The sequence below is a fragment of the Halomonas sp. Bachu 37 genome, assembly GCF_039691755.1.
GTDB classification, from domain to species: Bacteria; Pseudomonadota; Gammaproteobacteria; order Pseudomonadales; family Halomonadaceae; genus Vreelandella; species Vreelandella kashgarensis.
This window is the reverse complement of sequence record NZ_CP137552.1, coordinates 629,866-653,651: the sequence shown is the minus strand read 5'-3', so window position 1 is coordinate 653,651 and position 23,786 is coordinate 629,866. Positions and strand designations below refer to the sequence as shown.

The following is a 23,786-nucleotide window of genomic DNA, read 5'->3' as shown; positions in this document are numbered from 1 at the left end:
TGCCGCTCAGGCCGCTCTGCCCAGCAGGGAACGAGCGATGACCTCTTTCATGATTTCCGAGGTACCGGCGTAGAGGGTTTGCACCCGAGCATCCAGGTAGAACCGCGAAATCGGATACTCGAGGGTATAACCGTAGCCGCCGAAAAACTGCAGGCAGGTGTCCACGGTGCGGCACTGCATTTCACTCAATTGCAACTTGAGGATGGCGGCATCGGTGGAGTCCATTTTCTGGTGGCGATACTTCTCCACGCAGGAATCGAAATAGGCCCGGGCCATGTCGATTTGCGCCTTGATCTCGGCCAGCTTGAAGCGGGTGTTTTGAAAGTCTCCGACCGCCTGGCCGAAAGCACGTCGCTCCTTGACGTAGTCAAGCGTCAATGCCAGCGCCCCTTCCATGGCACCCAATGCCTGGGCACCGACGCCCAGGCGTTCACGAGGCAGCTCCTGCATCAAGTAGCGAAACCCCGCACCGACTTCTCCCAGCAGTGCCGACTCGGGCAGCAACAGCTGGTCGAAGAACAGCTCGGCAGTATCGCTGGCGTGCTGGCCGATTTTCCTGATCGGTTTGCCACGGGAAAATCCGGGCAGCCGGGTATCCACCAGAAACAAGGAGACACCCTTGGCGCCCGCGTCCGGGTCGGTCTTGGCGCAGACGATGACCAGATCGGCCACCTGGCCGTTGGTGATGAACAGCTTGGCGCCGTCAAGCTGCCATCCAGCCTCCACTTTTTTGGCGCGAGTCTTCAGTGCTGCCAGGTCACTGCCCGCATTGGGCTCGGTCATGGCGATGGCACCCACCACCTCACCCCGTGCCATAGCGGGTAGCCACTGCTCCTGTTGAGCCGGGCTTCCCAGGTTCTGGAGATAGGGCATGACAATATTGGCGTGGATGTTATAGGCACTTGCCAGCCCGCCGAAGCCATGGCGGGAGATCTCCTCGAGCGCCAGCTGGGTAACGGCCACATCCGCTCCCGCGCCGCCGTGACTCTCATCCAGGTCGATCCCCAGCAGGCCGGCTTCACCCAGCTTGTGCCATATCCCACGGGGGATTTCTCCCTGCTCTTCCCATTGCTCGTAATGGGGCGCCACCTCTTGAGCCAGAAACCGGCGAATCATGTCGTGAAAAAGCGCCGTCATATCAGTATGTTCGGAGTGAGCCATGATTCAGTCCTGGAAATCCTTGCGCAGATGCCGCTTGAGAATCTTGCCTGCGGTACTCTTGGGCAGTTCATCGGCGAACAGGATGCGCTTGGGAACCTTGTAGGGCGCCATGTGCGACTTGGCGTGGGCGATCAGCTCCGCCTCATCGACCTCAGCCCCCGCCTTGAGCACCACGACCGCCGTGATCGCTTCTATCCACTTGACATCCGGCAGGCCGATCACCGCCACTTCCGAGACCGCTGAATGCTGGAACAGGACTTCTTCCACTTCCCGGCTGGCCACCAGCACGCCTCCGGTGTTGATCACGTCCTTGATGCGATCGACGACATACAAATAGCCCTCGTCATCGAAATAGCCCACATCGCCGGAGTGAAACCAACCGCCGATGAACGCTTCCTGGGTCATGTCGGGTTTATCCCAGTAACCGGTCATCAGTTGCGGGGACCGATGGACAATCTCGCCGTGCTCGCCGATGGGCACATCGTTCATCTCGAGATCGACGATACGCGTTTCCACCGTCAGGATCGGGCGGCCCGCCGACGCCGGACGCTGCTGGTGTTCGTCGGGACGCAACACGGTCGCCAGCGGAGCGATTTCACTCTGACCGTAGCAGTTGTAGAGCCCGACCCCGGGAATGCGCTGCTGCAGCTCCTCGAGAACCGGCACCGGCATGATGGAAGCGCCGTAATAGGCTTTTTGCAGGGAGGAGAGATCGTAGTTATCGAACTCGGGATGGCGCAGCAGGCTGATCCAGACCGTCGGTGGTGCAAAGAACGACACAATGCGCTCCTGCGCCATACGCGCCAGGCATTGATCCGGCAGCGGCGCTTCATGCAGATAGACCGGGGCACCGAGTAACAAGGCCGGCATCAGAAACACATGCATCTGGGCCGAGTGATAGAGCGGCAAGGCCGCCAGCATCGGCTCGTCACCCTTGATATCCAGCTCCACCATGCACGCCGTGTATTCCGCCATCAACGCCTGGTGGGTCATCATCGCGGCCTTCGGCGCCGCGGTGGTGCCAGAGGTATACAGCAACTGCGCAAGGCTGGATGCATCGATATCGACCGCCGGCTCGGTAGCATCGCTCTCGCTGAGTGCCGTTCGCAATACATCGAGCGTTTCGCCCTGGTCAGCATGCAAGGTAGCGCTCACCTTGAGCTCCAGGCCGTGGGTGGCAGCTGTAACATTGGCGGCCAGACTGTGATCGCTCAACAGCCCGGCGGCACCGGACTGATCGAGGATATAGCGCAGCTCGTCGCTGCTCAGGGCGAAGTTGATCGGTACATGGACCAGCCCCGCGCGAGTCGCGGCCAGCCAGGCGATTAGATAGGCGTCGGAATTCTTGCCATACACCGCCAGCCGGTCGCCGGGTTCCAGCCCGGCTTCCAGAAAGCGCCGGGCAACCCGGTTAACCGCCTGGTTCAACTCGGTATAGCTCCAACGGCGCTCCCCAAACACCAGGGCGAGCTTGTCACGATGCTTGCGAGCACTTCGATTCAATGCCGCGCCGATGGTGTTCTGGTTAATCGTGGGTGGCACTGCCACTTGAGTCTTCATGCCCACTCCTGATGACTATTATTGTTGGCTATTTCGTATGTTGCTGGCTGCTGCGTGGCTTCAACGGAGTCCATCACTTCTGTCATCGATGGTCTCCTCACTTGTTGACCAAAGAATCAGCTATTGACCAGAGGACACACGCTTTCGGACAAGGGACGGAAGGCTTCTTCCGCGGGTATGGTGCGCACGACACGGAAGAGATCGTCTTCATCCGCGGACTCTTCCGGTGTCTTCACCTCCACCAGGTACATGTCGTGCACCATGCGTCCATCCTCGCGGATGTAGCCATCCGTGGCGAAGATGTCGTTGACGGGGGTATCCATCATCTGCTGGCGAACCGCCTGGGTATCGTCCGTTCCTACCGCCTCGATCGCCTCGAGATAGTGCAGGGTGCTGGAATACAGTCCGGCATGAACCATAGTCGGCATGCTGCCGGTACGCTCGCGGAAACGTTCGGCCCAGGCGCGGGTCTCGTCATTGAGATCGTAGTACCAAGCCTTGGTGAACTGCAGCCCCTGGGCGTTTTCCAACCCCAGGCTGCGAATGTCGGTGCTGAACAGCACCATTCCCGCCAGGATCTGCCCCGCCTGGGTGATGCCGAACTGGCCGGCCGTGCGAACGGCGTTGATGGTATCCCCCCCGGCATTGTTCAGAGCGATGACATCGGCTCCCGAGGCCTGGGCCTGAAGCATGAAGGAGGAGAAATCACTGCTGGGGAAAGGGTGACGCGCCGAGCCGACGATCGTACCGCCATTCTCGGTAACGACCCGCTCGACATCTTGCTCCAGCGCATGGCCGAACGAGTAATCCGCACTCAGCAGGTACCAGTTCTTGTGGCCCTCCTGGGTTATCGCCTTGGCTGTGCCGTTGGACATGGCCCAGGTGTCATAGACCCAATGAATATGGTTGGGCGAGCAGTGCTCATTGGTCACACTGGATGAGACCGCACCATTCACCAGCCCCAGACGGTTCTCCTCCTCCAGCAACTTGACCGCTGCCAGGGTTACCGATGAGGCCACCAACCCCGTCACCATGTCGACATTTTGCTCGTCAATCCACTCACGTACGACGCTGGAACCGACATCGGGACTGTTGCGATCGTCGGCATTGAAAAGAACGATATCCGCACCAGCGACACTGCCACCGACATCCTCGATTGCCATATTGATCGCATCCAACCCCAACGGGCCGATGGGATCCCGGTAGACACCGGACATGTCCGCCAGGTAACCGATGCGAATCTCGTTATCGGTTATCGAGGAATCGGTGGCATGCGCCAGCCCCGTGTGTCCGGCAAGGATGATGGAAAGCGCCAGAGCGCTCTTGGCAAATTGATGATTGAGTCGCATAGATGAAAACCCTGTCTTGTTGTTATTCAAGGTAAAACCTCAATGGCCGGTACTGCATTTGAATACTGCTTGTGACCGGTTACTTCATGGTAGGAGTAATCCCGTTTCGATGGTTTACGCTTCAGGCCATTTTCTTTGCATTTCATGCCATCTTCATTTCACCGAGCCCTTCTCCATTTCACTTCATTAAACATTATTATATTTATAATCAGTGTCTTGCTAATAAAACTTCCATTTCCCCGAGTTCTCTTTTAGATCGAATAACACATAACACGCCATGCTTGACTGTTGAGTCATTCTGGCGATAGCCACCCTCTTGCCACTGAGAACTGCCCTTGGCGATCAGGGTTGGCAGGAGGCGGGGCCGCACAGGTACAATACTTTTTTGCTTGTACCTTTCTGCCGTACACAGGAGTTGAACCGTGGCCGAGCTGGCTGATTCGTTCGATGATTTTCTTCCCGAGGCACTACGCTTTCGCTCGCCCGCTCCCTTGATTGATATAGGCGCCAATCTGACCCACGAAAGCTTCAATCGTGATCTGGAAGCCGTGCTGCAACGAGCACGCGCTGCCAACGTCACCAAACTGATAGTAACCGGGACCGATCTCGAACATGCCGAACAGGCGGTGGAACTGGCTCGGCGCTACCCCGGTCTGTATGCCACGGCTGGTGTACACCCGCACGATGCGAGCCACTGGAATGCCAGCATGGCACGCGACATGGCGGCACTTCATAAAGAGCCCGAAGTGGTGGCGGTCGGTGAGTGCGGACTCGACTTCAATCGCAACTTCTCTTCTCCCCAGGCGCAGGAGCGGGCTTTTGAGGCTCAGCTCGGTCTCGCTGCCGAGAGTGGCTTACCGCTCTTTTTGCACGAGCGCGATGCCGGCAAGCGCATGCAGCAGATGCTGCATGCCTGGCGTGACGATATCTCCCAAGCGGTGGTGCATTGCTTCACTGCCGACCGAGCCACACTCTATGGTTATCTAGACTTGGATCTGCATATCGGTTTGACCGGCTGGCTGTGCGACGAGCGTCGCGGGCACCATCTGCGGGAATTGGTTGGGGCTATTCCGCTGGAACGGCTGATGCTGGAAACCGACTGTCCCTATCTGCTTCCGCGCAATCTTCCCGCCAAGCTCAAGGGACGCCGCCACGAACCGGCACTTCTTCCCTGGATAGGCCGCGAGATCGCGCACTGGCATGGTATTGGCGAAGCACGATTGGCCGAGGCCACTACCGCCACCGCCACCGCCTTTTTCCGACTTCCCCACACTGATAGCGAGGGATTGCAACATGGATGATTTTCCCGGCTTCATCGCCATCGAAACCGGTGATCAGGACGGGTTACCCCTCGCGATTGCCTGGTCATTACCCGATGGACGCGTCAAGCACACCCTGATTCAACCGGACGCCGACTGGTTCGACGAAGACATGAACGTCCTGGGCGGCTATAGCCTCGAAGAACTGGAGAGTTTCGGGGTAAGCCCACTGGATGTAATACGTGAACTGGAAAACGACCATTTTTCCGCCACGCTCTATACCAGCGATAACGGCGAGGAGGAGGCTGCCCTGGCGCGCCTGTTCGATACCTACGGGCTAGACCCCTTTGTCGAGCTGGCCCCGGCGGAAAGCCTCTACGATCATGTTTCAGCGGGTGAGTGGCAGCGCCAACGCAGTGAAATGTTCAGCGAACTGGGGCTCGAACCCTTGCGACCGGAACACGAGACCCAAGTCATGTTGAGCTTGCATCAACGCCTGACTGAAGACCTCACTGCAGAATAGGATCACCACGCAAGGCAGCCAAACCACACTCTATGGCTGCCTTGCGTGATCTGTTTTCTTGATAATATGCCAGCAGGGCATAACGGAATGCAGCGGCACGAACAGGTAAGCCTTCTTGTCGGTAGCGCTCGGCCCTGCTCATGACACGCGCCTCAAAAGCCTCTCGGTCCACCTCAGCATCCCCGCCCAGGTTGTCCACGCTGACGTGGAAGCGCCTCTGGCAAGCTTCAGTGAATAATAGTTCAAGCGCCTGGGGAGCGATTTCCGCTTTTTCGAAAGCCGCTTGTTGCTCGGCAGTGCGGCCATCGGGTAAATACCAGTAACCGTAATCTTCAAGCCCTCTGCGGCGTTCTCCCGCGATGCACCAGTGACTGATTTCATGCAAGGCGCTAGCGTAGAAACCACGAGCAAAAATCACTTGATGGTAATCATAATCAGCGCCTGCCGGGCGGTATAACGGCTCGTCAGCGCCACGTACCAGCCGGGTACTGTATGTCTCATGGAAGAGCCCATCGAACAAGGCGGTAATATCGTCCAAGGTCCAGCGTGTTTCGGATTGGGTCACGGTTGCTCTCTTATCGTTCCGGTACAAACTCGATGACCAGTATACCCGCTCGGGCTTCACGAGCAGAGGCCAGTCAGTCCTGCTACTCTATGGCGTTTCTGCAGCCTATATACCCGTCGGGAGAGACAAGTTGGGCAGATTCATCGCCGATTTACGGGCCATCAGCCGGAAGGAAACCGCCTCACTGGTGCATCTCGCCTTACCCATATGCGGCGCTCAACTTGCCCAGGCCGGGATGAGTGTGGTGGATGTCATGATGACCGGCCGCCAAAGTGCCACCGCGCTTGCAGCGGTTTCGGTCGGCTCCAGCCTATGGCTACCATTGATGCTGTTCATGACCGGCACCTTGATGGGGCTGACGCCCATCGTGGCCCATCTGCTGGGTGGCCGACACCTTTCGATGATCCGCCCTCGTGTTCATCAGGCTCTGTGGGTAGCGTTGATATTGGGCGTGATTGCAGCCTACCTGTTATGGCACATGGTAATGCCGGTTTTCCGCTTGATGGAAGTGCCTCCACAGGTGGCCGAACAGTCAGCGGCCTATCTTGCCGCTGTTGCTTTCGGCATGCCAGGAGTCGCAGTATTCCAGGCTCTACGCGCCTTTTCCGACGGCATGAACCACACACGCCCGGCACTGTGGATCAGTCTGATCGGGCTGGGGGTCAACGTTCCGGCCAACTACGTACTGATTTATGGCGGTAATGGCTTGGTCGCCCTCTTCGGCCCCATGCTGCCAGCCCCGTTCCAGGCGCTACCGGCATTAGGCGCGCTAGGTTGCGGAATCGCTACCGCATTTTCCATGTGGACCATGGCACTGACGATGGGAATATATACTTATAGAAGCCAAGCTTATGGCGAGATAAGTCTATGGACTCAGTTGAGTCTCCCGCAATGGAAGGGCATTCGTGAATTACTGGTAGTAGGAGTTCCTATCGGCGTGGCCATCTTTGTCGAGGTCACGCTATTTACCCTGATAGCATTGTTCATTGCCAGTTTGGGTGAAATAACGGTTGCCGCTCACCAGGTTGCCTTAAATTTTACCAGTATTCTTTTCATGTTGCCCCTATCGCTGAGCATGGCGCTCACCGTACGGGTCGGCAATACCTTGGGTCAGGAGCGGCCCGCAATGGCTCGTCTCATAGCCTGGAATGGAATCATGATCAGCCTGGCGGTTGCAGCCTTGAATAGCCTACTGCTGTGGCTCACTGCGCCCAATGTGATCGCCCTTTACACCAACAACCCCAAGGTTCAGGCAATGGCGTTGAGCCTGATTGCACTGGCTGTCCTCTACCAAGTTTCCGATTCGCTCCAGGTGAACCTGGCCGGCGCCTTGAGAGGTTACAAGGATACCCGAATCGTCATGGTGATAACGCTATTCTCCTACTGGCTGATCGGCTTGTTCGGAGGCCATTGGCTGGGCACACGGGGTTTGTACAATTGGCTCGAACCGCTAGGTGTACACGGTTACTGGATCGGCCTGATTGCCGGTCTGAGCACGGCAGCCTTGCTTCTCGGACTGCGCTTGCACCAAATCAGTCGCAAGCACGAGACGATATGAGCTCCTCGCCTATCCCCAGCTTGGATCGAGCATCCAGGTCAACTCATATCACTCTTCAAATCGTCGGCAATACAAATACACTTTCAACTAAGCAGTCCAGTGATTTCATCGCCTTACCTGCGCCAAGCCGTTGAAGGTCATGAACAAAGTCGTGACCCCGCTGTTGTGGAGTAAATATCGGAAAAAGACGTTTTAGGACTTAACCTTCTTTCCTGTCTGTGCTATTGGTGAATTATGCGGCAAGCGTGCATACCGCCACTTGCCAATGTCGTGACCACGCAGCACCAGGAGGGACACCATGGGCGCATCCCTGTCACCCCGCTCTGCCCAGGTCATCGACCTGGAAGCCGTGAGACAACGGCATTACGCACGGAAGCGCCTGGTACGCTTGGCGCCTGAGCTCGATGGCCTGGAAATGGTCTATCATCTCGCTTCCAATCCCGAAAGCTACTATGGCATGCCGATACTGGCCTGGGGATTACGCGAAGACGGCGAAATATTCGGTCTGGTACCGTGGATGGAGTCCCTTACCCCTTGCGATCAGCTCAATAGTCACGAAAACGGCTGTTTTATTGGCTATCGCGACCCTGAAACAGAAGAAATCTTCGAGCAACCGCCCGAGCATAAATATGTCGAGTTGACTTCCGCTGCGGAGTATTTCGATTATGAAGAGTCGCAGGAAGTCACCTTGATTCAGCAGCTTCCCGACACACTGGGTACACACGCCTTGTGCATGAACCATCCAGAGGAACCCTGGCATATCAAGCCCGTCCATGGCTGGCGACTATTCAGTAACGGTTCCATCGAAGCGCTTTTGGCGGACGAGACCCAGGCCACCATGAGCCCGGTTCTTCTGGGAGACTCATGCTTGTATTGCGGTCACTCCAAGCATCGGACGCTATATTTCTTTCAACGTCATATAGCCAATCTTATCCTCGAGGAAGATCCCTCGACACTGGAAGCCCTGTCACTCATGGTAGTCGCCGATGACACGCCTTGAACACAGCCGGTCAAGTGGGGCCCAGCAGGATTGCCCCACACTCCACAACATTATCCCAAACGTATAAAATACAGATAATTATCCGCCGTTGACTGCTCGTATAGTAGTTCGTGGCCCAGGAACTGACAAAATTTCGGCACGTCCCGTGTAGTAGCTGGATCGCTGGCTATTACTTTAAGAACTTGCCCAGACCGCATGTCCCGCACCTTGCCATGCATCATCATGATCGGTTCCGGGCAGTACAGGCCGGTAGTATCCAACTGTACATCATAGTCCGGTAATGCAGAGGTGTTATCAGTCATTGATGTCCTCGGTGTAGGGAGCCAACAAGATGATCAAGATTATTATCGAACGCCGTATCATGCCCGGTCTCGAGGAGGAATACGAGCAAGCGGCACGTGAAGCCATGCGCATTTCATTAGGCGCACGAGGCTTTGTCGGCGGTGAAAGCCTGGTCGAGATGGGCCGCAGCGATCACCGGCTGATGATTACCAAGTGGCGCGACATGCGAGCCTGGAAGGAATGGTACACCAGCGAGGAGCGCGCAGCCGCCATGCAACGGGTCATGCCTTTACTCACTGAAGAAGAAACCATTAGTGTCTACGAAGCGACTCAATGAGCCGTGCCGCTTACATTATCACGGACTTAGCCGCGCAAACGCACATGTACAGTGACCTCTTCCCGATCATGATAGAGATGCCGACAGCGAACTTGCCCTTTCACGCCGGCATCTTCCAGCGCTTCTTCTAGTTGGGCCAGACGCTTGCTCACCTCTTGCCAGCGCTGCTTCATTGGCAATTTGAGGTTGAAGACCGCTTCGTGGCACCATTTTCTTACCAGCCAGCGTTCCACCATCGCCAATACACGCGCTGGCTTGTCGACGATATCGCAAACCAGCCAATCCAGGCGCTGAGGCGGCTCCCAGGTAAAACCATCTTCGCGCAAATGATCGACTTGGCCGCTTTGCATCAAGCTCTTTTCCATTGGGCCATTGTCAATGGCATACACGTACATACCCCGTTGTACTAGCTGCCATGTCCAACCGCCTGGTGCAGCCCCAAGATCAGCCGCTTGCATATGTTCAGCCAAACGTACATCCCACTCTTCCCGAGGCACGAATTCATGCCAGGCTTCTTCAAGCTTCAGGGTCGAGCGACTGGGGGCGCGAGAAGGAAAACGCAATCGACGAATTCCGCCGGGTAATTCACTCCGATTCCCGGGGAAGCTCATCGCAATCTGCACTTGATCTCCTGCACACCAGAGAAGGTGCAACCGCCTTCCACCCGCCTTGCGTCTCAACGCACCTTTTTTCTTCAAGGCGGTGGTCAGCGGCCTGTCCAATGACTTGCCCAACCGGCTCAGGGCGTTACCTTCGTTGGTATCCGGTGTTTCATGCCACACGGTTTCAAAACTCCAGCCACTCGCACGTACCTGTTCGATAATCGAGCTAAGCCGGTCTTCTCGTGACAAGGCCAAGGGCGGGAGTGCTACCAGGCTTTGCCGGGCAAAGACCAAAGATGCAAAAGGAACATGATGATGCAGATCGTTAACAGCTTCACCTGCGGGCAGCTCTAAACGTGCCCAGCCTGCTCCGGTAACGCAGTTTCCCTTGATGCCAATAGACTTCGCACGGTGGGATAACTCTTCAGCCGCATCCGTCTCGAAGCCAGCGCGGCAATACACAAGCCACGCATTGGGCACTAGCTCAACGCTCATTACGTCTCCCATTTCACGGATCAAGGCTATCAATATTCTTTAATATTGGAGCTACTCGGCAGCGTGTACCAAGGCAGCGTGGGCAGCCATGATATCACTTAGCCATTCGATTCTGGTTGCTTGAGTTTCTCCCACGCACACAAAAAACCCAGCCGGGTGGCTGGGTTTTCTGCAGGATAGGTGCCTGACGATGACCTACTCTCGCATGGGGAAGCCCCACACTACCATCGGCGCTAAGCGGTTTCACTGCTGAGTTCGGCAAGGGATCAGGTGGTTCCCACTCGCTATGGTCGTCAGGCGTAACGGGTAATGCATATCATGCTGTGTCGTCCTGGTGTGTTGCCATTGACGTGTTTTGTGAGCGTCTCTGTCACTTCAAGCAAGCGTGTCGCTTACTCGTTGCGTATCCGGTTCTCTGCGTGTGTTCACACGCGATCGTTATCATTTTGAGCAGACCCCTTGGGTGTTATAGGGTCAAGCCTCACGGGCCATTAGTACACGTTAGCTCAACGCCTTGCAGCGCGTCCACACCGTGCCTATCGACCAGCTGGTCTCGCTGGGCCCTTCAGGAGGCTCGAGGCCTCGGGGATGTCTCATCTTGAAGGGGGCTTCCCGCTTAGATGCTTTCAGCGGTTATCCCGTCCGACCATAGCTACCCGGCAATGCCACTGGCGTGACAACCGGAACACCAGAGGGTCGTCCACTCCGGTCCTCTCGTACTAGGAGCAGCGCTTCTCAAACATCCAACGCCCACGGCAGATAGGGACCGAACTGTCTCACGACGTTCTAAACCCAGCTCGCGTACCACTTTAAATGGCGAACAGCCATACCCTTGGGACCGACTTCAGCCCCAGGATGTGATGAGCCGACATCGAGGTGCCAAACACCGCCGTCGATGTGAACTCTTGGGCGGTATCAGCCTGTTATCCCCGGAGTACCTTTTATCCGTTGAGCGATGGCCCTTCCATACAGAACCACCGGATCACTAGAACCTGCTTTCGCACCTGCTCGACGTGTCTGTCTCGCAGTCAAGCACCCTTATGCTCTTGCACTCATTGCACGATGTCCGACCGTGCTGAGGGTACCTTCGTGCTCCTCCGTTACGCTTTGGGAGGAGACCGCCCCAGTCAAACTACCCACCACACACTGTCCTCGATCCGGATCACGGACCTGAGTGAGAACGCCAATGATGCCAGGCTGGTATTTCAAGGTCGGCTCCCTGCGAACTGGCGTCCGCAGTTCCAAGCCTCCCAGCTATCCTACACAGGCAACAACAGCGTCCAGTGTGAAGCTATAGTAAAGGTTCACGGGGTCTTTCCGTCTAGCCGCGGGTACACCGCATCTTCACGGCGATTTCAATTTCACTGAGTCTCGGGTGGAGACAGCGTGGCCATCATTACGCCATTCGTGCAGGTCGGAACTTACCCGACAAGGAATTTCGCTACCTTAGGACCGTTATAGTTACGGCCGCCGTTTACCGGGGCTTCGATCAAGAGCTTCGGCCGAGGCCTAACACCATCACTTAACCTTCCGGCACCGGGCAGGCGTCACACCCTATACGTCCGCTTGCGCGTTAGCAGAGTGCTGTGTTTTTACTAAACAGTTGCAGCCACCTGGTATCTTCGACCGGTTCTCGCTGAAGCCGCGGGGGCTCTCACGATACGCCGGCGTGCCTTCTCCCGAAGTTACGGCACCATTTTGCCTAGTTCCTTCACCCGAGTTCTCTCAAGCGCCTGGGGATTCTCACCCTGACCACCTGTGTCGGTTTGGGGTACGGTCGCACATGATCTGGTGCTTAGAGGCTTTTCCTGGAAGCGTGGCATCAGTGACTTCCAGCCCGTGGGCTGTTCGTCTCGTGTCTCGGCCTTGAGGAACCGGATTTGCCTGATTCCTCAGCCTACTCACTTTCACCAGGACTACCAACGCCTGGCTCACCTAGCCTTCTCCGTCCCCCCATCGCAATCATGTCCGGTACGGGAATATTGACCCGTTTCCCATCGACTACGCCTTTCGGCCTCGCCTTAGGGGCCGACTCACTCTGCTCTGATTAGCATCGAACAGAAACCCTTGGTCTTCCGGCGAGGGAGTTTTTCACTCCCTTTATCGTTACTCATGTCAGCATTCGCACTCGTGATACCTCCAGCAGACTTCTCAATCCACCTTCATCGGCTTACACGACGCTCCTCTACCGCTCATCCTGAGGATGAACCCGTAGCTTCGGTACCTGGTTTAGCCCCGTTACATCTTCCGCGCAGGCCGACTCGACTAGTGAGCTATTACGCTTTCTTTAAAGGATGGCTGCTTCTAAGCCAACCTCCTAGCTGTCTGAGCCTTCCCACCTCGTTTCCCACTTAACCAGGATTTGGGGACCTTAGCTGACGGTCTGGGTTGTTTCCCTTTTCACAACGGACGTTAGCACCCGCTGTGTGTCTCCCACGCTGGCACTCACCGGTATTCGGAGTTTGCCTCGGGTTGGTAAGTCGGGATGACCCCCTAGCCGAAACAGTGCTCTACCCCCGGTGGTGATACGTGAGGCGCTACCTAAATAGCTTTCGAGGAGAACCAGCTATCTCCGGGCTTGATTAGCCTTTCACTCCGATCCACAAGTCATCCAAATCTTTTTCAACAGATCCTGGTTCGGGCCTCCAATTGATGTTACTCAATCTTCACCCTGCTCATGGATAGATCGCCCGGTTTCGGGTCTATTTCCAGCGACTGGTGCGCCCAGTTAAGACTCGGTTTCCCTACGGCTCCCCTATACGGTTAACCTCGCCACTGAAAATAAGTCGCTGACCCATTATACAAAAGGTACGCAGTCACCCAACAAGTGGGCTCCTACTGCTTGTACGCACACGGTTTCAGGATCTATTTCACTCCCCTCTCCGGGGTTCTTTTCGCCTTTCCCTCACGGTACTGGTTCACTATCGGTCAGCCAGGAGTATTTAGCCTTGGAGGATGGTCCCCCCGTCTTCAGTCAAGGTTTCTCGTGCCCCGACCTACTCGATTTCACATGATCAGATTTTCGACTACGGGGCTATCACCCGCTACGGCCGTGCTTCCCAGCACGTTCGTCTAATCAGTCTCATGCTTAAGGGCTACTCCCCGGTCGCTCGCCGCTACTGGGGGAATCTCGGTTGATTTCTTTTCCTCCGGGTACTTAGATGTTTCAGTTCCCCGGGTTCGCCTCGTACCCCTATGGATTCAGGATACGATACTCACCTGATGGTGAGTGGGTTTCCCCATTCAGAGATGTCCGGGTCGCAGGTTGTTTGCCACCTCGCCGAACCTTATCGCAGGCTTCCACGTCTTTCATCGCCTCTGGCTGCCTAGGCATCCACCGTGTGCGCTTCATTGCTTGACCCTATAACCCGAAGGAGTCTGAATCTCGCAATGATAACGATTGCCGGATACGCTTGAGACGTATCACAAAACAATTTACGTATAAACGTCTTAAAAAGACGTTTATGTCAGCATGATATACATTGTTAAAGAGCGACTGCTATGCGCAGTGATAAGGGTTCTTTCACGTTGAAAAAAGGAGAATATCTTTAAAAGACTTTTCTTTTTTCTTTTTAACGTGAGAAGAGCAAAACCCCTTATCACTGCGTATCAACAGCATTCTGATCAGGTAATTCATTGTGAGCGCTTGCCGCGAGGATGACGCATCGTTTAAGGAGGTGATCCAGCCGCAGGTTCCCCTACGGCTACCTTGTTACGACTTCACCCCAGTCATGAACCACACCGTGGTGATCGCCCTCTTGCGTTAGGCTAACCACTTCTGGTGCAGTCCACTCCCATGGTGTGACGGGCGGTGTGTACAAGGCCCGGGAACGTATTCACCGTGACATTCTGATTCACGATTACTAGCGATTCCGACTTCACGGAGTCGAGTTGCAGACTCCGATCCGGACTGAGACCGGCTTTTCGGGATTGGCTGACTCTCGCGAGCTCGCAACCCTTTGTACCGGCCATTGTAGCACGTGTGTAGCCCTACCCGTAAGGGCCATGATGACTTGACGTCGTCCCCACCTTCCTCCGGTTTGTCACCGGCAGTCTCCTTAGAGTTCCCGCCATTACGCGCTGGCAAATAAGGACAAGGGTTGCGCTCGTTACGGGACTTAACCCAACATTTCACAACACGAGCTGACGACAGCCATGCAGCACCTGTCTCTGCGTTCCCGAAGGCACCCCGGAATCTCTTCCGGGTTCGCAGGATGTCAAGGGTAGGTAAGGTTCTTCGCGTTGCATCGAATTAAACCACATGCTCCACCGCTTGTGCGGGCCCCCGTCAATTCATTTGAGTTTTAACCTTGCGGCCGTACTCCCCAGGCGGTCGACTTATCGCGTTAACTTCGCCACAAAGTGCTCAAGGCACCCAACGGCTGGTCGACATCGTTTACGGCGTGGACTACCAGGGTATCTAATCCTGTTTGCTACCCACGCTTTCGCACCTCAGCGTCAGTGTCAGTCCAGAAGGCCGCCTTCGCCACTGGTATTCCTCCCGATCTCTACGCATTTCACCGCTACACCGGGAATTCTACCTTCCTCTCCTGCACTCTAGCGTGACAGTTCCGGATGCCGTTCCCAGGTTGAGCCCGGGGCTTTCACAACCGGCTTATCACGCCGCCTACGCGCGCTTTACGCCCAGTAATTCCGATTAACGCTTGCACCCTCCGTATTACCGCGGCTGCTGGCACGGAGTTAGCCGGTGCTTCTTCTGCGAGTGATGTCTTTCCTCCGGGGTATTAACCCGAAGGCGTTCTTCCTCGCTGAAAGTGCTTTACAACCCGAGGGCCTTCTTCACACACGCGGCATGGCTGGATCAGGGTTGCCCCCATTGTCCAATATTCCCCACTGCTGCCTCCCGTAGGAGTTCGGGCCGTGTCTCAGTCCCGATGTGGCTGATCATCCTCTCAGACCAGCTACGGATCGTCGCCTTGGTGAGCCTTTACCTCACCAACCAGCTAATCCGGCATAGGCTCATCCGATAGCGGGAGCCGAAGCCCCCTTTCTCCCGTAGGACGTATGCGGTATTAGCCTGGGTTTCCCCAGGTTATCCCCCACTACCGGGCAGATTCCTATGCATTACTCACCCGTCCGCCGCTCGTCAGCGGGAAGCAAGCTTCCCCTGTTACCGCTCGACTTGCATGTGTTAGGCCTGCCGCCAGCGTTCAATCTGAGCCATGATCAAACTCTTCAGTTTACAATCATTGCGGTTCTTGCTCTCCCGAAGGAGAAAGCGAACCAATCTTGGCTCAAGGTTTCAAACGAATTCACTGTGATACACCTAAGTGTATCTTGGTGTTCGCTTGCCTTGATATTTGGTGATTTATCACCCTCATCGGCAAGCGCCCACATGAATTACCTGATCAAATTGTTAAAGAGCTGTTTCGCTGCTGAACTTCAAGAGAAGTCACTGGCTTGCCGTTGAACTGGCTTGCCTCAGCGAGGAAGGCGTATTCTACGCATTTCCTGGTGATTGTCAACCGCTGATGTCAGCGCGTGAAGCGAGCGATCAAAACTTCGCTAACTTCCTGACAATCCGAAGGTTTTCACCTTCATCTACCGCTGGAAACGCCTGGCGTCCCCGGCAGCGGATGCGTACTTTACGACTTTTCTATTTCCCTGACAAGAGGAGAAAAATAAAAAAACGGCAGAGGTTGCCCCCTGCCGTAAACCACCGATCAGCATGTCTGACCAGAGAGTGCTCCTTTCAACCACATCGCGAGTATTGATGATCGTTCAGTAACTCTTTCAATCGTTATAAAGATGAACGGCTTTTCGGTTACACCTCGAATCCCAAACCGAAGTCTTCACTGGTCAGAGCCATCAAGGAGCCGGCGCCAGCCTGGATCATCTGTGCATGTGCCCGGGTACGGGGCAAGAGTCGCTGGTAATAGAAACGGGCTGTGTTGACCTTGGCTTCGTAGAAAGCAGGATCTTCGGCGCCGTCAGCAAGGGTAGCCATAGCCTGCTTGGCAGCACGAGCAAAGAGATATGCCAGCGTGACATAGCCTGAGTACATCAAGTAATCCACACTCGCCCCACCGACTTCTTCGCGGTCCTGCATGGCCTTCATTCCCACGCCCATGGTGAGCTCGCCCCATTCGGCGATAAGCTTGGCCAATGGCTGGGTGAACTCAGCCAGTTCAGCGTTGGCTTCTTCTGCCTTGCAGAACTTGTGGATTTCCTTGGTAAAGACCTTCAGCGTCTCACCTTGACTCATCAACACCTTGCGCCCCAGCAGGTCGAGGGCCTGAATACCGGTGGTGCCTTCGTAGAGTCGGGTAATGCGCGAATCCCGTACCAGCTGCTCCATGCCCCATTCCTGGATGAAGCCGTGCCCGCCAAAGACCTGCACGCCTTCATTGGTAGCTTCAAAGCCGGCCTCGGTCAGGAAAGCCTTGACGATAGGGGTAAGCAGACCTAATAGGGTTTCAGCTCTTTCACGCTCTTCCCCCGGTTTACCGTGCTCCACCACATCCAGCATCTGCGCGGCATACAACACTAGCATCCTGCCGCCCTCGGCAAAGGCTTTCTGGGTCAAAAGCATGCGACGCACATCGGGATGCACAATGATGGGGTCCGCTGGCTTCTCGGGAGCCTGCGGTCCGGAAAGCGCACGCATCTGCAAGCGGTCACGCGCATATGCCAGAGAGTTCTGATAGCTGGCTTCCGTCAACCCGAGACCTTGAATCCCCACTCCCAACCGAGCGGCATTCATCATGGTGAACATGCATGCCAGTCCCTTGTTTGGCGGACCTACCAGATAGCCAGTGGCATTATCGAAGTTCATCACGCATGTGGCATTGCCGTGAATGCCCATCTTGTGCTCGAGCGAGCCACAGGAGACGCCATTGCGCTCACCGGGATTACCCTCGGCATCCGGCATGAACTTGGGCACGACGAATAGCGAGATCCCCTTGGATCCTTCGGGTGCGTCGGGCAGTTTCGCCAGCACCAAGTGGACGATATTTTCGGCTAGGTCATGTTCCCCAGCCGAAATGAAAATCTTCGTACCTGTAATGCTATAGGCTTCATTCTCGGCGGGTACAGCACGTGTCTTGATCAACCCCAGGTCCGTGCCGCAGTGGGGTTCGGTCAAGCACATCGTGCCCGTCCAGATACCCTCTACCAACTTGGTGAGATACGTCGCTTGCTGCTCGTCGGTACCATGGTGGCGCAGGGCGTCAGCAGCGCCATGCGACAGGCCAGGATACATACCCCATGCCAGGTTGGTGGCACAGATCATTTCCGACAGCACCATGGCCAACGAATGCGGCAAGCCTTGTCCGCCTTGCGCGGGGTCCGCTGCCAGACTCGGCCAACCACCTTCTACGTATTGCTGATAGGCTTCGCGGAAGCCTTGGGGCGCCTTGACCTCGCCACCTTCCAATACGCACCCCTCTTGATCGCCGGACTGGTTAAGCGGCAGAAGCACCTCCCGAGCAAAACGCCCCCCTTCCTCAAGAATAGCGGCAACGATATCTGGAGAAGCGTCTTCTCCGTTAGGTAGACGTGCATAGTGCGCCGGATAATCCAGCAACTCGTCCATCACAAAACGCAAGTCACGCAGGGGAGCTTGATAGGAAGGCATATTACTTCTCCAGAAAAAGGTGCCGATTAAGCAGAGCAGGCTGCTTTCAAACGCATGTTTGAAAGTTAGCGCTCATCCCCGCGAGAGTCAAGCGACCGTTTGAATTTACGTCGCCTAAATATCTACGACTTTAATCCAAGTTGATCATGGCTTTTCAAGAACTAAATAGCTCTCCTCCGGCCAAATAGAAACCCGACGCTTAAAGCATCGGGTCGTGTTGGTTACATGGTGTTTCTCGCGACAAGGAGAGATTTTTGGTTATTGCATGCGAATGCCACCGTCCAGGCGAATAACTTCCCCGTTGAGCATTGTATTGGTAATGATCTGCTCTGCCAGACGGGCAAACTCATCGGGCTTGCCCAGCCGCTTTGGAAATGGCACTGCAGCCGCCAAAGCTGCAGCCGCCTCATCGGGAATCTCTGCCATCATTGGTGTTTCAAAAACTCCTGGCGCTATGGCCATGACTCGAACACCATGACGCGATAATTCTCGCGCTGCCGGCAGGCTCATGCCCGCCACACCGGCCTTTGAAGCGCTGTAGGCACACTGCCCTACCTGTCCGTCAAAGGCAGCGACGGAAGCGGTGTTGACAATGACGCCTCGCTCACCTTCGTCACTCGGCGGATTTTTTGCCATGGCGGCTGCCGCCAGACGCATGACATTAAATGTGCCAACTAGATTGATCTGAATGGTTTTCGCATATGCATCGAGATCCGCTGGCGTACCATCACGATTGACCAATTTGGCGACACTGACCACCCCGGCACAATGGACGACACCGGCAAGCCCTCTGCCCTCGCTCAATTCAACGGCAGCCTCTACCGCTGCTTGCATATCCTCTTGAGACGTAATGTCACCCGAACAAGCGACTGCGGAATCGCCCAATGCCTCAGCATGCGACCGTACGGCATCGCTCAAGTCACACAGCACGACCTTGCCGCCTGCCGAGACCAACCGCTCCGCCGTAGCAGCGCCCAACCCGGATGCCGCTCCCGTAATCAAAAATGTATTGCCGTTAACTTCCATGAAATTTTTCCCGTCGATTTTACTGAAAATGGCGTAGGTTATTTATTGACCTCGGCTTCTTCTACCGCCTGAGCCCTTAGCTTGAAACGCTGTATCTTGCCGCTGGGCGTTTTTGGCAATTCATCGACGAATTCAATGACTCGCGGAAATGCGTGGGTGGAAAGCCTTTCACGCACTTGCTGGCGGATCTCATCGGCCAGTTCGTCGCTTGGCTCGAAACCTTCGCGCAACACCACATAGGACTTGATGATCTCACCGCGAATTTCATCCGGCTGTCCGACAGCAGCCGATTCGGCGACCGCGGGATGGGTCATAACGCTGTTTTCCACATCGGTGGGCCCGACTCGATAGCCGGCCGTGGTGATGATGTCGTCGTCACGTCCGGCAAACTGGAAGGTACCGTCTTCCTGCAGGACCACCACGTCTCCGGTCAGATAATAACCGTTGGCAAAAGGATGCTTTTCCTGCCACGTATATCCGGGGAAAAAGTGGGCGGGAGAACGCTCGATATCCACCGCCAGTACGCCAGGCTCGCCCGGCGGCAGCTCATTGTATTCAGCATCGAGGATAGCCAGACGATACCCCGGCATCGGCACTCCCATGCCGCCCACATGCTTGGGATGATTCAACGCATGATGGTTGTTACAGGTCATACCGGTTTCGGTTTGGCCGTAGTGATCCATCACCGGGCATCCCAACGCGCGTTCTACCCACGTCACCACCTCGGTATTGAGTGGTTCACCGGCGGAACTGGCGGCACGCAGCTCCAACGTATGATGGGCATCGTCGAATAGTCCCGAAGCCTTCATCAACCGATAAGCGGTGGGCGCCGCGGCAAAGTTAGTAATGCGATGACGCTTCATGAACTCGAGTGCGCCTTCGGCGCTGAAACCCGCTTCACAAAAATGCGTGGTGACGCCCAGCAACAGAGGCCCTGCTATGGCGTAATACAGACCATAGGCCCAACCGGGGTCGGCCATGTTCCAGAAGCGGTCATCTTCACGCAAGTCGATGGCCAGCTCCATGTACAGCGCAAATGCCGTCATTCCCGAAAGCGGCACCGCCACGCCCTTGGGTTTGCCCACGGTGCCTGAGGTAAACATTTGCAGGAAGGGCTTGTCTGCCGCTAGACGCGGTGGTTTTTCCTCCATCGAAGCATGCGCCAGCGCTTCCTGCCAATCGTGGTCGTCGGCGTGTTCGGCGGTTGCTCCACCAAGTGCCAGTACCGGCGGGCACTGGCTAAGACCATCGAACTTGTAGCGGTTGGCATGATCAGTGATGACCAGCTTGGTGCCCGCTCGTCCCAGTCGATAATCCACCGAATCCGGCCCGAAGGCAGTGAATAGAGGCTGATAGACGCCGCCGATGCGCCATGCCGCCAGAACTGACACTAGCAGTTGTGGCGAACGCGGCAGCATGCAGGCGATACGATCCCCCTCACCCAGCCCTTGGCTCTTGAACCAACCTGCCAACTGGGCACTCTGCCTATCAAGTTCCGCATACGTCAACTTGTTGACTTGTCCTTGGGTATCTTCCTGTACTAGCGCTAGTACATCACCCCGCCCGGCGCGCACGTGACGACCACAACAGGCTTCATAAGCATTGAAAAATCCATCCTCATGGTCGTCCAGGCGTTTAACGACACTGTCGATGGAAAAATTGTCCAGATAGTCGCGATATTCGGGTATTTGCGCGTCTTTTGCAGTCATGAGAGCTCTCTTGTGTTGTGATTGTGAGCGAAAACCGGCAGTTATTGTTGGCTGAGCGGATGTTGGCCGAGCAAATTGAGTCGAGTTACATTCATCCGTTTACGTTAACGGAAGCCAGCAAGTATACGCCAACGCTAAAAGTAAAAATGATGAAGAGCAAGCAATCTAGCTCGCCATTCTCCTAGACCATGGTCGCATCCGCTAAGCCGACGCGGGACTCACGTCAGCGCGACTGAGGCATGATCATTGCGACCAGCTCGTCAGCCAGGTCATCAGGGCTACGCGGTCCACTGGGATCGTACCAGCGAACCGTCCAGTTCAATGCGCCCAGAACGAAGCGTGAAACCAGAAAACGGTCGCCATGAATCAAGTCTGCCTCAAGCGCCTCGTCAATCACGTCAACCCATAAAGCCTCGTAAGCATCGCGCAAATGACTCAGATGGGCACGTGATTCCGCATCCAGACGACGCCATTCGAACAACGCCACGACATGCGCGTTGCGATCGGTAAAGAGCGTCTCCAGATGGGCGCGTGCCATGGCCCGCAAACGATCCTCGGGGGAAGGGGTCGAACGTTCCAAGGTTTGCCGAGCGATGTGCAGCGCATTCTGCGTTCCCTCTTCGATCACAGCCGCAAGGATCTCCTGCTTGTCCTTGAAGTGATGAAAAAGGCTACCGGACTTGATGCCCATTTCCTGGGCCAGCATGCGCACGGTGGTGCGGTCGAAGCCCTCCTGGACGAACAATTGAGCAGCCAGGCGAGTCAATTCCTTGCGACGTGGAGATGCATTCATTACATTCATAGGCGTTTACACTAGCGCTTGCTTGGTTATGCTTGAGCAGACCACAGCACCGACAGCGGGTCAACGCCTCGACCACCCTCACGAACAAGCATAACAATCTCTCTGGAGACCACCATGACCACACCAACCGATATCGTTTTCCTGGCTGCTGCACGCACCCCGATGGGTGGAATGATGGGCAGCCTGGCCAGCATGACCGCTCCTCAACTCGGTGCGGTAGCCATCAAGGCCGCAATCGAACGCGCCGGAATCGATGCCGCCAGTATCGATGAAGGTATCATGGGCTGCGTATTGCCCGGCGGCGTCAAGCAGGGGCCGGCACGCCAGGCCATGCGCCAGGCCGGCATTCCCGACGGAGCGGGCGCTACCACCATCAACAAGCTATGTGGCTCGGGCATGAAAGCAACCATGCTCGCGCATGATGTTCTCAAGGCAGGCAGCGGCGAAATCCTGCTGGCTGGGGGCATGGAGTCCATGTCCAATGCTCCCCACATGTTGACGAAAGCCCGTGGAGGCTATCGTCTCGGCCATGGCGAGTTAAAGGATCACATGTTCCTGGACGGCCTGGAAGACGCCGAAACCGGCAAGTTGATGGGGGTATTTGCCCAGGATATCGCCACGGAGCGCGGCTACACGCGCGAGCGGCTGGATGACTTCGCCATTGCTTCTCTTGAGCGAGCCATGGAAGCGACCAATGCCGGCCACCTGGACGCCGAAATGGCACCAGTCACCGTGACCGACCGCAAGGGTGAAACGCGAGTCGAGCACGACGAGCAACCGTTCCAGGCCAAACTGGACAAGATCCGAAGTCTGCGCCCGGCCTTTGCCAAGGACGGTACGATCACCGCCGCCAACGCAAGCTCGATATCCGATGGCGCTTCCGCCCTGATACTGACGAGCCAGGCCACCGCGGATAGGCATGGCCTCAAGCCGCTGGCCCGGATGCTGGGCCATAGCACTCATTCTCTGCATCCCAGTGAATTCACCGTCGCCCCGGTGGGCGCCATCGAAAAGCTGCTGAAAAAGCTCGACTGGAGTGTCGGCGATGTGGATCTGTTCGAGATCAACGAAGCCTTTGCCGTAGTGACCCTACTGGCCATCGACGGCCTCGATATTCCCCACGACAAGGTCAACGTGTTCGGTGGCGCCTGCGCCCAGGGCCACCCCATTGGCTCGACCGGTTCGCGCATCATTGCCACACTCATTCACGCTTTACGCACCAAGGGTGGCAAGCGTGGTATCGCCAGCTTGTGCATCGGCGGCGGCGAGGCAACAGCAGTTGCCGTTGAGCTGATGGATTAATTGATGGCACCGACCAGCGCCTTCACATCAGGGAAGGCGCCTGGTCTTCCAGCTTCTCTCAGCTATAACGCAGCAATCGGCGCTTCTCACCGCCAAATCCCGCGTTATCCTCATTGGGCACACCACCGTAACTCAAGCGCTCCCAATCGGGATGCTGCTCGCTGGTCTGAGAAGTACGTTCGCCATCATGAGCAGAATAAGCTAGCTCCTCGGCAACGATGAATTGACCGGCAGCTCCCGCATCTGCGATGCCTCCTGAGTCAACCCTTTCGCGCTTCGGACTGCCCCGTTGACCAACCGCATGGTGTGCTGCGTGGTGGTATCGATTTGAGCTACCGCCAGATTCACCGCCTCAATACCCCGACGCTGCTCTTCGCTAGCCTGCGCAATCTGAGCCATTGTCACATGACGTTGTCTGCTGCCTGCATGAGGGCACGGGTATGTTCACCTGCCCGGTACGACAGTGCACTGCCTTGCTGGACGCTCTCGCGAGACGCCTCGATTCGCGTTCTAATATCATTGGCGACACTGGCACTGCGCGTTGCCAATGCACGCACTTCGTTGGCCACCATGTGTTGGAAGCCCCTGCTTGGCAAGGGCTTCCAGCGTGAGCGCATGAGGCTCATCGGGATGGGTGCCGGCGCTATGACTCTCGAACT

At 56.2% G+C, this 23,786-nt stretch carries 18 protein-coding genes and 3 rRNA genes; 6 read left to right on the top strand and 15 right to left on the bottom strand.

All coding sequences use genetic code 11. The features are described 5' to 3' along the window. Positions 1–6: 6 nt before the first annotated feature. The 3 genes from R5M92_RS02920 to R5M92_RS02910 all read right to left on the bottom strand — a co-directional run bounded on the left by R5M92_RS02920 (position 7) and on the right by R5M92_RS02910 (position 4,070). Positions 7–1,161 (bottom strand): acyl-CoA dehydrogenase family protein, encoded by a 1,155-nt coding sequence (locus R5M92_RS02920; RefSeq protein WP_346797712.1) that lies wholly within the window; start codon positions 1,159–1,161, stop codon positions 7–9. A 3-nt stretch (positions 1,162–1,164) separates the two neighbouring features. Further along, positions 1,165–2,721, bottom strand: coding sequence for a fatty acyl-CoA synthetase (locus R5M92_RS02915; protein WP_346797711.1), 1,557 nt, complete (start codon positions 2,719–2,721; stop codon positions 1,165–1,167). Positions 2,722–2,837: 116 nt separating this feature from the next. Then, complete coding sequence (locus R5M92_RS02910; RefSeq protein WP_346797709.1) at positions 2,838–4,070, bottom strand: ABC transporter substrate-binding protein; 1,233 nt, start codon at positions 4,068–4,070, stop codon at positions 2,838–2,840. Between the two features lie 422 nt (positions 4,071–4,492). Here R5M92_RS02910 and R5M92_RS02905 point away from each other — a divergent pair, with 422 nt between their 5' ends. Together R5M92_RS02905 and R5M92_RS02900 are read left to right on the top strand one after the other, a co-directional pair. Next, on the top strand, positions 4,493–5,371 hold the full coding sequence (locus R5M92_RS02905; protein ID WP_417339051.1) for a TatD family hydrolase: 879 nt from the start codon (positions 4,493–4,495) through the stop codon (positions 5,369–5,371). Then, the gene (locus R5M92_RS02900; protein ID WP_346797708.1) at positions 5,364–5,852 is read left to right on the top strand and encodes a hypothetical protein; all 489 of its coding nucleotides are present in this window, start codon (positions 5,364–5,366) and stop codon (positions 5,850–5,852) included. Before R5M92_RS02905 ends, R5M92_RS02900 begins: the two co-directional genes overlap by 8 nt. Here the strand turns inward: R5M92_RS02900 and R5M92_RS02895 are convergent. After that, positions 5,839–6,417, bottom strand: a complete 579-nt coding sequence (locus tag R5M92_RS02895; protein ID WP_346797707.1) for an elongation factor P hydroxylase — start codon at positions 6,415–6,417, stop codon at positions 5,839–5,841. The two genes, R5M92_RS02900 and R5M92_RS02895, sit on opposite strands and share 14 nt — an antisense overlap. A 130-nt stretch (positions 6,418–6,547) precedes the next feature. Here R5M92_RS02895 and R5M92_RS02890 point away from each other — a divergent pair, with 130 nt between their 5' ends. Together R5M92_RS02890 and R5M92_RS02885 are read left to right on the top strand one after the other, a co-directional pair. Then, positions 6,548–7,975 (top strand): MATE family efflux transporter, encoded by a 1,428-nt coding sequence (locus R5M92_RS02890; RefSeq protein ID WP_346797706.1) that lies wholly within the window; start codon positions 6,548–6,550, stop codon positions 7,973–7,975. Positions 7,976–8,273: 298 nt separating this feature from the next. After that, positions 8,274–8,975: a hypothetical protein gene (locus tag R5M92_RS02885; protein ID WP_346797705.1), complete on the top strand. Its 702-nt coding sequence runs from the start codon at positions 8,274–8,276 to the stop codon at positions 8,973–8,975. Between the two features lie 50 nt (positions 8,976–9,025). Here the strand turns inward: R5M92_RS02885 and tusA are convergent, their stop codons facing one another. Further along, positions 9,026–9,277: a sulfurtransferase TusA gene (tusA, locus tag R5M92_RS02880; RefSeq protein ID WP_346797704.1), complete on the bottom strand. Its 252-nt coding sequence runs from the start codon at positions 9,275–9,277 to the stop codon at positions 9,026–9,028. A 29-nt stretch (positions 9,278–9,306) separates the two neighbouring features. On the opposite strand from tusA, the gene R5M92_RS02875 reads away from it, so the two are divergent. Beyond that, entirely contained in the window at positions 9,307–9,594 is a 288-nt protein-coding gene (locus R5M92_RS02875; RefSeq protein WP_346797702.1) for an antibiotic biosynthesis monooxygenase family protein, read from the top strand. 26 nt (positions 9,595–9,620) lie between these two features. On the opposite strand, the gene rlmM is transcribed toward R5M92_RS02875, so the two are convergent. The 8 genes from rlmM to R5M92_RS02835 form a co-directional block, all read right to left on the bottom strand. Continuing rightward, the gene (gene rlmM, locus R5M92_RS02870; protein WP_346797701.1) at positions 9,621–10,691 is read right to left on the bottom strand and encodes a 23S rRNA (cytidine(2498)-2'-O)-methyltransferase RlmM; all 1,071 of its coding nucleotides are present in this window, start codon (positions 10,689–10,691) and stop codon (positions 9,621–9,623) included. A gap of 182 nt (positions 10,692–10,873) precedes the next feature. Further along, a 5S ribosomal RNA gene (gene rrf / locus R5M92_RS02865) occupies positions 10,874–10,989 on the bottom strand. A 172-nt stretch (positions 10,990–11,161) separates the two neighbouring features. After that, positions 11,162–14,052, bottom strand: a 23S ribosomal RNA gene (locus tag R5M92_RS02860). 309 nt (positions 14,053–14,361) lie between these two features. Continuing rightward, positions 14,362–15,894, bottom strand: a 16S ribosomal RNA gene (locus tag R5M92_RS02855). Together the 16S, 23S and 5S rRNA genes form the textbook arrangement of a ribosomal RNA operon. 582 nt (positions 15,895–16,476) lie before the next feature. Continuing rightward, positions 16,477–18,288 carry an acyl-CoA dehydrogenase C-terminal domain-containing protein gene (locus R5M92_RS02850; RefSeq protein ID WP_346797700.1) on the bottom strand — a complete coding sequence of 604 codons (1,812 nt, stop codon included), beginning with the start codon at positions 18,286–18,288 and terminating at the stop codon, positions 16,477–16,479. A 258-nt stretch (positions 18,289–18,546) separates the two neighbouring features. After that, positions 18,547–19,314, bottom strand: coding sequence for an SDR family NAD(P)-dependent oxidoreductase (locus R5M92_RS02845; RefSeq protein ID WP_346797699.1), 768 nt, complete (start codon positions 19,312–19,314; stop codon positions 18,547–18,549). 38 nt (positions 19,315–19,352) lie between these two features. Further along, entirely contained in the window at positions 19,353–21,023 is a 1,671-nt protein-coding gene (locus tag R5M92_RS02840) for an AMP-binding protein (protein WP_346797697.1), read from the bottom strand. Between the two features lie 223 nt (positions 21,024–21,246). Further along, the gene (locus tag R5M92_RS02835; protein WP_346797696.1) at positions 21,247–21,816 is read right to left on the bottom strand and encodes a TetR/AcrR family transcriptional regulator; all 570 of its coding nucleotides are present in this window, start codon (positions 21,814–21,816) and stop codon (positions 21,247–21,249) included. A 123-nt stretch (positions 21,817–21,939) separates the two neighbouring features. On the opposite strand from R5M92_RS02835, the gene R5M92_RS02830 reads away from it, so the two are divergent. Then, on the top strand, positions 21,940–23,127 hold the full coding sequence (locus R5M92_RS02830) for an acetyl-CoA C-acyltransferase (RefSeq protein ID WP_346797695.1): 1,188 nt from the start codon (positions 21,940–21,942) through the stop codon (positions 23,125–23,127). Between the two features lie 201 nt (positions 23,128–23,328). Here the strand turns inward: R5M92_RS02830 and R5M92_RS02825 are convergent, their stop codons facing one another. Together R5M92_RS02825 and R5M92_RS02820 are read right to left on the bottom strand one after the other, a co-directional pair. Beyond that, positions 23,329–23,526, bottom strand: a complete 198-nt coding sequence (locus R5M92_RS02825) for a hypothetical protein (RefSeq protein ID WP_346797694.1) — start codon at positions 23,524–23,526, stop codon at positions 23,329–23,331. Positions 23,527–23,528: 2 nt separating this feature from the next. Then, a complete protein-coding gene (locus tag R5M92_RS02820) occupies positions 23,529–23,699 on the bottom strand; it encodes a hypothetical protein (protein WP_346797693.1) in 171 nt (56 codons plus the stop codon). Positions 23,700–23,786 lie beyond the last annotated feature (87 nt).

Bases quoted from the DNA above. Each gene is read 5' to 3' on its own strand.
- R5M92_RS02885 (WP_346797705.1), top strand. From the start codon at position 8,274: ATGGGCGCATCCCTGTCACCCCGCTCTGCCCAGGTCATCGACCTGGAA.
- R5M92_RS02835 (WP_346797696.1), bottom strand. From the start codon at position 21,816: ATGAATGCATCTCCACGTCGCAAGGAATTGACTCGCCTGGCTGCTCAA.
- R5M92_RS02840 (WP_346797697.1), bottom strand. From the start codon at position 21,023: ATGACTGCAAAAGACGCGCAAATACCCGAATATCGCGACTATCTGGAC.
- R5M92_RS02875 (WP_346797702.1), top strand. From the start codon at position 9,307: ATGATCAAGATTATTATCGAACGCCGTATCATGCCCGGTCTCGAGGAG.
- R5M92_RS02920 (WP_346797712.1), bottom strand. From the start codon at position 1,161: ATGGCTCACTCCGAACATACTGATATGACGGCGCTTTTTCACGACATG.
- R5M92_RS02850 (WP_346797700.1), bottom strand. From the start codon at position 18,288: ATGCCTTCCTATCAAGCTCCCCTGCGTGACTTGCGTTTTGTGATGGAC.
- R5M92_RS02820 (WP_346797693.1), bottom strand. From the start codon at position 23,699: ATGGTGGCCAACGAAGTGCGTGCATTGGCAACGCGCAGTGCCAGTGTC.
- tusA (WP_346797704.1), bottom strand. From the start codon at position 9,277: ATGACTGATAACACCTCTGCATTACCGGACTATGATGTACAGTTGGAT.
- R5M92_RS02845 (WP_346797699.1), bottom strand. From the start codon at position 19,314: ATGGAAGTTAACGGCAATACATTTTTGATTACGGGAGCGGCATCCGGG.
- R5M92_RS02915 (WP_346797711.1), bottom strand. From the start codon at position 2,721: ATGAAGACTCAAGTGGCAGTGCCACCCACGATTAACCAGAACACCATC.
- R5M92_RS02900 (WP_346797708.1), top strand. From the start codon at position 5,364: ATGGATGATTTTCCCGGCTTCATCGCCATCGAAACCGGTGATCAGGAC.
- R5M92_RS02825 (WP_346797694.1), bottom strand. From the start codon at position 23,526: ATGGCTCAGATTGCGCAGGCTAGCGAAGAGCAGCGTCGGGGTATTGAG.
- R5M92_RS02830 (WP_346797695.1), top strand. From the start codon at position 21,940: ATGACCACACCAACCGATATCGTTTTCCTGGCTGCTGCACGCACCCCG.
- rlmM (WP_346797701.1), bottom strand. From the start codon at position 10,691: ATGAGCGTTGAGCTAGTGCCCAATGCGTGGCTTGTGTATTGCCGCGCT.
- R5M92_RS02910 (WP_346797709.1), bottom strand. From the start codon at position 4,070: ATGCGACTCAATCATCAATTTGCCAAGAGCGCTCTGGCGCTTTCCATC.